Consider the following 11934-nt stretch of genomic DNA (forward strand, 5'->3'; position numbering starts at 1 on the left):
CCGCGGGGAGAACCGGGCATCGGACCGCGGCCGGGAATCAGGCCGCCGGGGAAACGGACTTCGGACCCCGGCCGGGAATCAGGCGCCGGGGAAACCGCGCTTCGAGCCGCAGGCGAGAACCGGTGCCGGGAAACCGGCTTCGGGCCCGCGGGCGGGAACCAGGCCGCGGGAGCGGCCCGCGCACACCCCCCGGGACCGTGCGAAGCCGACGACGCGCGGGCGACACCGGATCAGGTCGTCCGCGCGCCGTCGGCAGAGCCTCAGCGGCCGTTGAAGGCGTCCTTCAGGCGCGAGAAGAGCCCCTGCTGTCCCGGCTGGAAGTGACCGGAGGGCCGCTCCTCGCCGCGCAGCTTGGCCAGCTGCCGCAACAGGTCCTCCTGCGCCGGATCGAGCTTGGACGGCGTCTGGACCTCGACGTGCACGATCAGATCGCCCCGGCCGCCGCCGCGCAGATGCGTGACGCCGCGCTGGTGGAGCGGGATGGACTGACCGGACTGGGTACCGGGCCGGATGTCGACCTCCTCCAGCCCGTCCAGCGTCTCCAGCGGGCACTGGGTGCCCAGCGCCGCAGCCGTCATGGGGATGGTGACCGTGCAGTGCAGATCGTCGCCGCGCCGCTGGAACACCGGGTGCGGCAGCTCATGGATCTCGACGTAGAGATCGCCCGCCGGGCCGCCGCCCGGGCCGACCTCTCCTTCGCCCGCGAGCTGGATACGGGTTCCGTTGTCGACGCCCGCCGGGATCTTGACGGTCAGCGTGCGCCGCGACCGTACGCGCCCGTCTCCCGCGCACTCCGGGCACGGCGTCGGCACGACGGTCCCGAAGCCCTGGCACTGCGGGCACGGCCGCGAGGTCATGACCTGGCCCAGGAAGGACCGTGTCACCTGGGACACCTCACCGCGGCCGCGGCACATGTCGCAGGTCTGCGCCGAGGTGCCGGGAGCCGCGCCCTCGCCGGTGCACGTGGTGCAGACGATCGCGGTGTCGACCTGTATGTCCTTGGTCGTGCCGAACGCCGCCTCGTCGAGCTCGACCTCGAGCCGGATCATCGCGTCCTGGCCGCGCCGCGTACGGGACCTCGGCCCACGCTGCGAGGCGGTGCCGAAGAAGGCGTCCATGATGTCGGAGAAGTTGCCGAAGCCCGCGCCGAAGCCGCCGGCGCCCCCGCCGCCCGCCTGGGACAGCGGGTCTCCGCCGAGGTCGTAGACCTGCTTCTTCTGCGGGTCCGACAGGACCTCGTAAGCGGCGTTGATCTCCTTGAACCGCTCCTGGGTCTTCGGGTCCGGGTTGACGTCCGGGTGCAATTCGCGAGCCAGGCGCCGGAACGCCTTCTTGATCTCGTCCTGCCCTGCGTCGCGGCGCACGCCGAGTACGGCGTAGTAGTCCGTGGCCACTTACGACTCCGCCAGGATCTGTCCGACGTAACGTGCCACTGCGCGTACCGCTCCCATCGTTCCGGGGTAGTCCATGCGGGTCGGTCCGACCACGCCGAGTTTGGCGACTGCCTCGTCGCCCGAACCGTAGCCGACCGCGACGACCGATGTGGACGTCAGCCCCTCGTGGGCATTCTCATGCCCGATTCGTACGGTCATGCCGGAGTCCTTGGCCTCGCCGAGGAGCTTGAGGAGCACCACCTGCTCCTCGAGAGCCTCCAGCACCGGCCTGATGGTCAGCGGGAAGTCATGTCCGAAGCGGGTGAGATTGGCGGTGCCGCCGATCATCAGCCGCTCCTCGGTCTCCTCGACCAACGTTTCCAGCAGTGTCGCCAGAACCGTGGAGACCGTGCCCCGGTCCTCCGTCTCGAACGAGTCGGGCAGATCCTGCACCAACTGCGGGACATCGGCGAACCGGCGCCCCACGACCCGGCTGTTCAGCCGCGCCCGCAGGTCGGCCATCGACGCCTCGCCGAACGGCGCGGGGCAGTCCACCATGCGCTGCTCGACCCGCCCGGTGTCCGTGATCAGCACGAGCATGATCCGGGCCGGGGCGAGCGACAGCAGCTCCACATGGCGGACGGTCGACCGCGTCAGCGACGGGTACTGGACGACCGCGACCTGCCGGGTCAGCTGCGCGAGCAGCCGGACCGTACGGCCCACCACGTCGTCCAGGTCGACGGCGCCGTCCAGGAAGTTCTGGATGGCCCGGCGCTCGGGCGAGGACAGCGGCTTGACGCCCGCCAGCTTGTCCACGAAGAGCCGGTACCCCTTGTCGGTCGGGATACGGCCCGCGCTGGTGTGAGGCTGGGCGATGTAGCCCTCGTCCTCCAGGACCGCCATGTCGTTGCGCACGGTGGCCGGGGAGACACCGAGACCGTGGCGCTCGGTGAGCGCCTTGGAGCCCACCGGCTCCTCCGTCCCCACATAGTCCTGGACGATGGCGCGCAGTACCTCGAGTCTGCGTTCACTGAGCATGCGCACACCTCCAGCTGTGGTTCCGTGGCCTCGCCTGGCACTCGTAGCGTTTGAGTGCCAGCTTCCCCCGAGCCAGTGTACGGCCGGGTGGTATGAGCTGGGCAAGGGCGGCCCGCCCGCCGGGCGGACCCGGCGGCGGGCAACGCTATCGCGTCACCACTAGCGTCGTCGTATGGACCGCACTTGGGAAGAGCCGGGTTGGGAAGAGCTGGTACCGGGCGTCGCGCGGCGCCGTCTGCCCGGCTGGGACGCCACGGCGGGCCTCGTGCACGGCCCGGCGGGTGTTCTCATGGTGGACGCGGGGTCGACGCTGCGCGAGGGCGCCGAACTACGTCGGCAGGCGGACCGGTTGCTCGGCAGGAGGGTGACACATCTCGCACTCACCCACCCCCATTTCGATCATGTCCTCGGCGCCGCGGCCTTCTCCGGGGTGGAGGTGTACGGGGCGGTCGGCTTGGAGCGGATGCTCGGGCGCCGCGGGCGGGAGTCGCTGCGCGACGACGCCGTACGGCACGGGGTGGACCCGGAGACCGCCACGGAGGCCGCGGATCTGCTCGTACGGCCGCGCCATCTGGTCAGCGGCGAGATGACGATCGGGCTCGGCGGGGGGCGGGAGGCGGTGCTCGCGAATGTCGGCCCCGGCCACAGCGGCCACGATCTGGCGGTCCTGGTGCCCGGGGAGGGCGGGACGCCCAGCGTCGTCTTCTGCGGGGATCTGGTCGAGGAGTCGGGTGAGCCGCAGGCGGGTCCGGACGCCGTACCGGGGCAGTGGCCGGCGGCGCTCGACCGGCTCCTGGAGCTCGGCGGTGAGGACGCACTGTACGTGCCCGGACACGGTGCGGTGGTCAATGCCCGGTTCGTCCGGGCCCAACGCGACGTGCTGGCGGCCCGCTTCGGCGTGTCGTAGCCACGGCCCGCGGTCTCTTCCTACTGTCGGGCGATGCGCAGCAGACAGTACGGGCCGGACCTCACGCCGCCGTGGAAGCCGTGGAAGAAGAAACAGCCCGCCCCCGAGGTCCCCGCCGAGCCCGGCCTCGTGGTCGAGGAGGTCGTCACCGGCTTCTGCGGTGCGGTGATCCGCTCGGAGAAGACCGCGGAGGGGCCGGCCGTCACCCTGGAGGACCGGTTCGGGAAGCACCGGGTGTTTCCCATGGAGCCGCGGGGCTTTCTCCTGGAGGGGCGCGTCGTCACGCTGGTGCGCCCCTCGGTCACGGCCCCGCGCGCTCCGGGCCGTACGGCATCCGGCTCGGTCGCCGTCCCCGGCGCCCGCGCCAAGGTGGCGCGGGCCGGGCGCATCTACGTCGAGGGCCGGCACGACGCGGAGCTGGTCGAGCGGGTCTGGGGCGATGACCTGCGCATCGAGGGGGTGGTCGTGGAGTATCTGGAGGGCGTCGACGACCTGCCCGCCATCGTGCGCGAGTTCTCCCCGGGCCCGGGTGCCCGCCTGGGTGTCCTGGTGGACCATCTCGTGCCCGGATCGAAGGAGTCCCGGATCGCGGAACAGGTCACCGACGCCCACACGCTCGTCGTCGGGCACCCCTACATCGACATCTGGGAGGCCGTGAAGCCCTCCTCCGTCGGCATTCCGGCCTGGCCGTCCGTACCCCGCGGGCAGGACTGGAAGACGGGGGTCTGCCGGGCTCTGGGGTGGGAGGAGAACACCGGTGCGGCCTGGCGGCAGCGCATCCTCGGGTCGGTCAACAGCTACAAGGACCTCGAACCGGCGCTGCTCGGGCGGGTGGAGGAGCTGATCGACTTCGTCACGGCTCCGTAGGAGGCGCGGGACCGGTCACGGTGTGTCCCGCCGGAACGGCCGCGGGATCGGTCTGCGGGACCCGGCCGCGGAATCGGTTGCCGGGCCGGTGCGTCCGGTCGTGCCGGTGGGCCCGGGTGGGTCCCTCCGGCACGGCGGTTCCCTTTCCGGTCGACCGTGCTCCCGGCGGCTCCAGGCGGTCGACCGGTCCGGTACGACGGCGGCGGCCCGGCGCGTCCGCGCAAGGTCAGGACCGCCCGGCCCGCCCCGTACGGGCCGGGCCGGGCCGCAGCAAGCCGCCGCTGGTCAGTCCACCAGGTCCCGGACCACCGCGTCGGCCAGTAGTCGCCCGCGCAACGTCAGCACCGCCCGCCCCGCCCCGTACGGGCCCGGCTGCAGCAGGCCGTCCGCCAGTGCGCGCTCGGCCGCCCGTGCACCCGCGGGCGCCAGCAGATCCAGCGGACAACCCCCGCCCAGCCGCAGCTCCAGCAGGATCCGTTCGACCCTCCGGTCCTCCTCGGCCAGCACCTCGCGTCCCGCACCGGGGGACCGTCCCTCGCTCAGCGCCTGCGCGTAGGCGCCGGGGTGCTTCACGTTCCACCAGCGCACTCCGCCCACATGGCTGTGCGCGCCCGGCCCGGCGCCCCACCAGTCGGCACCGGTCCAGTACAGCTCGTTGTGCCGGCAGCGGCCTGCTTCCGAGGTGGCCCAGTTGGACACCTCGTACCACCCGAAACCCGCTTGCGAGAGCTTCTCCTCGGCGATCAGATACCGGTCGGCGTGCACGTCGTCGTCGGTCATCGGCACCTCACCCCGGCGGATCCGGCGGGCGAGCTGGGTGCCCTCCTCGACGATCAGGGCGTAAGCGGACACATGGTCGGGGCCCGCCCCGATCGCCGCGTCCAGGGTGGCCCGCCAGTCGTCGTCGCTCTCCCCCGGCGTGCCGTAGATCAGGTCGAGATTGACATGACCGAAGCCGGCGGCCCGGGCCTCGGCGACGCACGCCTCCGGCCTCCCGGGGGTGTGGGTCCGGTCCAGCACCTTCAGAACGTGCTGTCGCGCGCTCTGCATACCGAAGGAGACCCGGTTGAACCCGGCGGCCCGCAGCTCCGCCAGATACCCCGGATCGACGGACTCCGGATTGGCCTCGGTGGTGATCTCCGCGCCGTCCGCCAGCCCGAACTCGTCCCGTATGGCACCGAGCATCCGCCCCAGGTCCTCGGCGGCCAGCAGCGTCGGTGTCCCTCCGCCGACGAACACGGTCTCGACCCGGCGCGGGTCGTCCCCCAGCACCTTCCGCGCGAGCCGGATCTCCTCGGCGAGCGTCTCGGCGTAGTTGTCCCGGGAGGCCAGGGCCCCGCCGGAGCCGCGCAGCTCGCTCGCGGTGTAGGTGTTGAAGTCGCAGTACCCGCAGCGGGTGGCGCAGTACGGCACGTGCAGATAGAAACCGAGCGGCCGGGCGGCGGCCCCGTCCAGGGCATGACGTGGCAGCGCCCCGTCGTGGGGCATGGGCTCGCCGTCGGGCAGTGCGGATGGCATACGGCCCATTGTCCCCGACGGGCCGGTGTCCTGGACGAGGCCGGTGTCCTGGACGGGGCCGGTGTCCTGGACGGGGCCGGTGTCCTGGACGGGCCCGGCTTCCGGCCCCTGCCGGGACAGGTGCCCGATCGGCCCTGGGGCCGGGCCCGGCCGGGCGGCCGCCCGTTCTCAGGCGTTCCCGGCACAGGTTTTCCCGGCCCCACGGGCCTCCGGAGCGACCCGGCACCCGTCTCCCGGGCCCTCCGGCGCTCCCGCGTATCCGGTCGGCGGTCCCGCCTGTCCGGTCGGTGGAGTCGCGCATGCGGTCCGCGGTCCCGTCGGTCCGGTCGGCGGAGTCGCGCATGCGGTCGGCGGTCCCACGTATCCGGTCGGCGCGTGCCGCGGAGGGTCGGCGGTCCCGCGTATCCGGTCGGCGCGTGCCGTCAGCGAGCCTGGAGAACGAGCAGCGCCAGGTCGTCGTCCGGCGGCAGCTCGTCGAAGGCGTGCACCGCCTTTCTGATCCGCTCCGCGATGTCAGCCGCTCCCAGCCCGGCGCACCCCGCCAGGGCCGCCGCCAGCCCGTCGCCGTCGTCGAACTGGCGCCGTCCGGAGCGCCGCTCCGTCACCCCGTCCGTCACACACAGCAGGGTGTCACCGGGCTCCAGGACGAAGGACTCGGTCTCGTACCCGGTGTCCTCCAGCACGCCCAGCAGCACCTGCGGGACCGCCACCGGCCGTACGGCGCCGTCCGGGCGGAGGAGCAGCGGCAGCGGATGCCCGGCGCTGGCCAGGGTGCAGCGCAGGCCGCCGCCTGCCTCCTCCGTCGGGACCAACTCGCCATGGAGCAGGGACAGGAACCGCACCTGGGTGACCTCCCCCGCCGGGTGCGCCCCCGCCGTCGCCACGGCGGCGACCGCGGCAACAGCTGCGGCCGCGGCTTCCGTGGCCTGCGTCGCGTCGTCCACGAGCATGCGGTTGAGCCGGTCGAGCACGCCCGCGACGCTGTAGCCCTCATGCGCGAGCAGCTTCAGCCAGGGCCGGACGAGCCCGGTGACAACGGCCGCCTCCGGCCCGTTCCCGCACACATCGCCCAGCGCGAAGCACCATCGGCCGTTCCCGGCCTGGAAGATGTCGTAGAAGTCGCCGCCTGCCCAGGCGCCTTCTCCCGCCGGTTCGTACACCACCTGCGTGTCCACGCCCGGGATGGACGCGATGCTCCTGGGGCGCAGTCCGCGTTGCAGGACGAGGCTCGTGGTCGCCTGCCGGGTGTACTGCCGCGCCGACACCACCGCGAGCGCGACACGGCGGGCGAAGTCCTCGATCAGGGCGGTCACTTCGTCGGGGATACGGGCCAGGCCCGCCCGGCCGAGCAGCAGCGTGCCGACGCTGCGGCCGCCCGCGAAGAGCCGGCAGGCCAGCGCCGAGCCGTCCTCCTCGTACGGCTCCGAGTCGGGCCCCTCTCCGCCCAGCGGCTCGCTTTCGGAGACCGGGCGGGCCTCCCCGACCAGCGGCTCGTTCCCGGAAGCGCGGGCGCCCCCGAGCAACGGCTCGTCTCCGGAAGCCGTGAAGGCATCCCCGACCAACGGCTCGTTCTCCAGCACCGGGGAGACGACCGGCCAGGGCCACGGCACCGGCCAGCCCAGCGCCGCGTCGGGCAGCGCCGGAGGATCCTTCTCCAGCACCGCCCGCAGCCCCTCGATACGGGTCTCGCTCGCATGCCAGACCCGGGCCAGCCGGGGTGCCGAGCCGGGGCCGCGTCCGCCCTCGCCGTCGAGCCACACCGCGCACCAGTCGGCGAGCCTCGGTACGAGCAGCTGTCCGGCCAGCGCCGCCACCTTCTCCTCGTCGAACTGCCCGGCCAGCAGGTCGGACGCCTCGGCCAGGAAGGAGAGCGCGCCACGGCTGCCCCAGCCGGAGTCCGGCTCCCGTCCGGGTGACGGCCCCCAGCGCACGCCCCCGTCGTCGCCGCCGGACGGGAGCGGCATCCCCGCTGCCGGAGCCGCGCCCCACAGCGGTGGCGCGCCGCAGAGATCCGCCGGGTCCGGCGCGACGGAGTCCGTGGCGGCGATCCGGAACCATACGGTCTTGAACCCCCGCCGGTAGCTCACGCCCCACGCCTCGGCGAGCGTACTCACCAGGTGCAGCCCGCGGCCGTACTCGCCCGTGGGATGCGGCTCGCCCCGGACCGGCCGCGCCGGGTGGCGGTCGGAGACCTCCACCACCAGGGCCTCCGGCACGGGGTCGGCGCCCTCCGGACCGGCCGTCTCGACCAGACGGCAGACCAGTTCGACATCCGTCCCCGCGTGCACCACCGCATTGGTCACCAGCTCGCTGGCGAGCAGGGTCGCGTCCTCCACGAGCCGGTCGGTGAGCAGCCCAGGCGCCGCCGGTCCGCGGTCCGGCAGCCCGCGGTCCAGGAGCCCGCGTTCGGCCCACTCGGCGAGCACGAGGCGTACGAACCGGCGGGCGGCAGCTGGCGACAGAGGATTCCCCGGCAGGCTGGTGTGCGCCGCCGCGCCGGGCCCGCGGACGGCCGTCCGGGAATCGGCGGTATCCCGCTGCATCGGAATGGACCCCACGCTTCGTCTCCTGATCGGTTCGGGCAATCGGCCGCTGACGGCACCGCCAGAGTGACAGACTGGTCCCGTCCATGAGCGCCGAGTCACCGAAGTGGGAAGCACCGACGTGGGAAGCACGGAAGTGAGCGACCCGGAAATGGCCGTCGACGAGCACATACGCGTGCCCAGGGCAGGCACCGCAGCCGTCGCCGCCCCGGCCCTGACCCACCGCAGCCTCCGGACCGTCCCCGAGGGCCGCACCATGAACAGCGGCTCCGCCGCCGACCGGGCCGCCATCCTCCTCGTGGACGACATGGAGGACAATCTCGACGCCCTCGAAGCCGTACTGGGCTCGCTCAACGAACGGCTCGTACGGGCCCGTTCCGGGGAGGAGGCCCTGCAGGCGCTGCTGAGCGAGGAGTTCGCCGTCGTCCTGCTCGATGTGCTGATGCCCGGCATGGACGGATTCGAGACCGCCGCGAACATCAAGCGGCTCGACCGGACCAGAGACGTACCGATCATCTTCCTGACGGGCAGCGAAACCGACCGAGGCTATGCCTTCCGCGGCTATTCGACGGGCGCGGCGGACTTCCTCGCCAAGCCGTTCGACCCGTGGGTGCTGCGGGCCAAGGTCAGTGTCTTCCTCGATCTGCACCGCAAGAACCGGCAGTTGCAGCGGCTGCTCACCCGCGACCAGGAGCGGCTGGACGAGCTGGACGAGCGGCTGGCGGCGATAGAGACCTGCCTCGCCTCGGACCAGGCGCCCGACGCGGCGGAGTTACGGGAGAGCGTGGCCCGGATGGAGAAGACGCTGCGGGAGCTCCGGAGCGGGCGGGAAGGGTGGTGACCGGGAAGGGTGGTGGCCCCCGGCCGCCCCGTCCGGGTCCGGCCCCCGCCGCCCGGGCCGTAGGACGCGTCACGTCTCCGGGACCCGGCCGGCGTGGGAGGGCCCGGCCCCGACGCGTGGCGTCTCCGGGCCGGGCCCCCCGTACACGCTCACGGGTACGTGCTCACGTGCTGACGTGTTGGGGCCCGGCCGGGCGTGCATACGTGTACGGGCGGGCCGGGGGCGCGTCACGCTCCCGGCTCAGCCCGGCGCGCATCGCACCTCCCGGCCCGGCCCCGCGTACGTCACGCCTCGCGCGAGCCGTCGTACATCTCGTCGATCAGGTACTTGTACTCGCGCTCCACAACAGGGCGCTTGAGCTTGAGGCTCGGAGTGAGCTCACCGTGCTCGACGTCCAGGTCACGCGGCAGCAGCCGGAACTTCTTGATGGTCTGCCAGCGCTGCAGTCCCTCGTTGAGCCGGGCGATGTAGCCGCTGATGAGCTCCTGGGCCTCCTGGGACGCGACGACCTCGGCGTACGGCTTGCCGCCGAGCCCGTGCTCCTTGGCCCAGCCCAGGATCGCCGGTTCGTCGAGGGCGATGAGGGCGGTGCAGAAGTTCCGGTCGGCGCCGTGCACCAGGATGTTGGAGACGAACGGGCAGACCGCCTTGAACTGGCCCTCGACCTCCGCCGGGGCGATGTACTTGCCGCCCGAGGTCTTGATCAGGTCCTTCTTGCGGTCGGTGATCCGCAGAAAGCCGTCCGGGGACAGCTCGCCGATGTCACCGGTGTGGAACCAGCCGTCGGACTCCAGCACTTCGGCGGTCTTGTCCGGCAGCCCGTGGTAGCCCTCCATGATGCCGGGGCCGCGCAGCAGGATCTCGCCGTCGTCCGCGATCCGTACCTCGGTGCCGGGCAGCGGCTTGCCCACCGTGCCCGTACGGTATCCCTCGCCCGGGTTGACGAAGCTCGCGGCGCTGGACTCGGTGAGGCCGTAGCCCTCCAGGATGTGGATACCGGCGCCGGAGAAGAAGTAGCCGATGTCGGGGGCCAGGGCGGCGGAGCCGGACACGGCGGCGCGCATCCGGCCGCCGAACGCCTCCCGGAGCTTGGCGTAGACGAGCTTGTCGGCGATGGCGTGCTGCACCGTGAGGCCGAGGGGCGCGGTGCGGTTGCCGGTGCGGCGGTAGTTCTCCTGCGTCACCTTGGCGTACTCGCGGGCGACCCCGGCCGCCCAGCGGAAGATCTTGTACTTGGCGCCGCCGGCCTCCCGGGCCTTGGCCGCCACTCCGTTGTATACCTTCTCGAAGATGCGCGGCACGGCGGCCATATAGGTCGGGCGGACCACCGGCAGATTGTCGATGATCTTGTCGATACGGCCGTCGACTGCGGTGACGTGCCCGACCCCGATCTGCCCGGAGATCAGCACCTTCCCGAAGACATGCGCCAGCGGCAGCCACAGGTACTGCACGTCGTCGCCGGTCACCATCCCGGTGGAGGGGATGGCGCGGGCCATGTACGACCAGTTGTCATGCGGAAGCCGCACGCCCTTGGGGCGGCCGGTGGTGCCGGAGGTGTAGATGAGGGTGGCCAGCTGGTCCGCGGTGATCGCGTCGATCCGCTTGCGGACGCTGTCCGGGTTCTCGGCCAGGTGCGCCGCGCCGCGCTCCTCCAGCTCGGTGAGGGAGATGACCCAGCCGTCGGGGTCGCCCTCGGCCGGCTTCGCGTCCGCCTCCTCGATCACCACGACATGCGCCAGCTCGGGGAGCTGGGCGCGGCATTCCCGGGCCTTGCTCAGCTGCTCGGCATCCTCGGCGACCAGCACCCGGCTGCCCGAGTCCGCCAGGATGTACGCCGTCTCCTCGGCGTTGGTGCTCGGGTAGACCGTGGTGGTCGCCGCGCCCGCACAGAGGACGCCGAGGTCGGCGAGGATCCACTCGACACGGGTGCTGGAGGCGAGCGCCACCCGCTCCTCCGGCTGCACCCCGAGGTCGATGAGACCGGCGGCCATGGCGAGGACGCGGTCCGAGGACTGCCTCCAGGTCAGCGAGCGCCAGATATCGGTCCCCTGCTCCGAGGGCGATGGCACGGGGTAGCGGAATGCCTCCGCGTTCGGTGTTGCCTCGACCCGCTCCAGGAAGAGCGTCGCCACGGAGGGCGGCCGGTTTTCGATCAACGTCTGCGTGTCGCTCACGACATCCTCCGTGGCCCGCGGCAGTGCTGTGACTGGCTGGAAGTTGTTTAACTGGCGAGTAACCTTCAAGCAGGCATCAGGTTAAAGCTCGTACCGCCCTTACGTAAGGGGTGGCAGCCCACCGTCTTGGCCGAGTTTCGTCCATCGGACGGCACAGCCCCGTCATCCCGGGGAAAAGCAGGCGGCTGCGGCTTTCTCCGACATCACCCGTATGGACCGGGAGTGGTGGCATAACGCAAGGCGCCCGCCCCCTGGAGGGACGAGCGCCTGTCGCGTGTGGCGGCCGTGTCCGCCCTCGGCCCGGCCTCGGCCGACCTCAGCTCCGGGGCCTCTGCCTCGTGGTCTCGGCGTCGGCCTCGTGGCTCGCGGTTCGCGTCTCGTCGCGGTTCGCGGTTCGCGTCTCGACCTCGTGGCCCCCTGGCCTGGGGCCTGACCTCCGGGCCCCGGCCTCTGGGCCCAGCTTCTGGCCCCGGCCTCTGAGCCACGGTTGTTGGACCCGGTTCCGGGGCCCTGGCCGCCCTGGCCTCCGGACCCCGGGTTCCCGGACCCTGGCCGCCCTGGCCTCCGGACCCCGGGTTCCCGGACCCTGGCCGCCCTGGCCTCCGGACCCCGGGTTCCCGGACCCTGGCCGCCCTGGCCTCCGGACCCCGGGTTCCCGGACCCTGGCCGCCCT

The 11934-nt window shown here is 72.5% G+C and carries 8 protein-coding genes; 3 read left to right on the forward strand and 5 right to left on the reverse strand.

Features of this window, described 5'->3' with window-relative positions:
• Nucleotides 1-260: 260 nt before the first annotated feature.
• Nucleotides 261-1394 carry a molecular chaperone DnaJ gene (dnaJ, locus tag ACTWQE_RS20870; RefSeq protein WP_443330517.1) on the reverse strand — a complete coding sequence of 378 codons (1134 nt, stop codon included), beginning with the start codon at nucleotides 1392-1394 and terminating at the stop codon, nucleotides 261-263.
• A complete protein-coding gene (hrcA, locus tag ACTWQE_RS20875; RefSeq protein WP_443330518.1) occupies nucleotides 1395-2411 on the reverse strand; it encodes a heat-inducible transcriptional repressor HrcA in 1017 nt (338 codons plus the stop codon).
• 172 nt (nucleotides 2412-2583) lie between these two features.
• Here hrcA and ACTWQE_RS20880 point away from each other — a divergent pair, with 172 nt between their 5' ends.
• A complete protein-coding gene (locus tag ACTWQE_RS20880) occupies nucleotides 2584-3318 on the forward strand; it encodes an MBL fold metallo-hydrolase (RefSeq protein ID WP_443330519.1) in 735 nt (244 codons plus the stop codon).
• A gap of 33 nt (nucleotides 3319-3351) precedes the next feature.
• Nucleotides 3352-4185: a DUF3097 domain-containing protein gene (locus ACTWQE_RS20885; protein ID WP_443330520.1), complete on the forward strand. Its 834-nt coding sequence runs from the start codon at nucleotides 3352-3354 to the stop codon at nucleotides 4183-4185.
• Between the two features lie 285 nt (nucleotides 4186-4470).
• Here ACTWQE_RS20885 and hemW read toward each other — a convergent pair whose 3' ends face one another.
• Both hemW and ACTWQE_RS20895 read right to left on the reverse strand, forming a co-directional pair.
• Complete coding sequence (gene hemW, locus ACTWQE_RS20890; RefSeq protein WP_443330521.1) at nucleotides 4471-5703, reverse strand: radical SAM family heme chaperone HemW; 1233 nt, start codon at nucleotides 5701-5703, stop codon at nucleotides 4471-4473.
• Between the two features lie 422 nt (nucleotides 5704-6125).
• On the reverse strand, nucleotides 6126-8246 hold the full coding sequence (locus ACTWQE_RS20895) for a SpoIIE family protein phosphatase (protein WP_443330523.1): 2121 nt from the start codon (nucleotides 8244-8246) through the stop codon (nucleotides 6126-6128).
• 256 nt (nucleotides 8247-8502) lie between these two features.
• On the opposite strand from ACTWQE_RS20895, the gene ACTWQE_RS20900 reads away from it, so the two are divergent.
• Nucleotides 8503-9087 (forward strand): response regulator, encoded by a 585-nt coding sequence (locus ACTWQE_RS20900; RefSeq protein ID WP_443330524.1) that lies wholly within the window; start codon nucleotides 8503-8505, stop codon nucleotides 9085-9087.
• Nucleotides 9088-9371: 284 nt separating this feature from the next.
• Here the strand turns inward: ACTWQE_RS20900 and ACTWQE_RS20905 are convergent, their stop codons facing one another.
• Nucleotides 9372-11261 carry an AMP-dependent synthetase/ligase gene (locus ACTWQE_RS20905; RefSeq protein ID WP_443330522.1) on the reverse strand — a complete coding sequence of 630 codons (1890 nt, stop codon included), beginning with the start codon at nucleotides 11259-11261 and terminating at the stop codon, nucleotides 9372-9374.
• Nucleotides 11262-11934: the final 673 nt, after the last annotated feature.

The sequence above is a fragment of the Streptomyces sp. 8N706 genome (assembly GCF_052245415.1).
GTDB lineage: Bacteria > Actinomycetota > Actinomycetes > Streptomycetales > Streptomycetaceae > Streptomyces.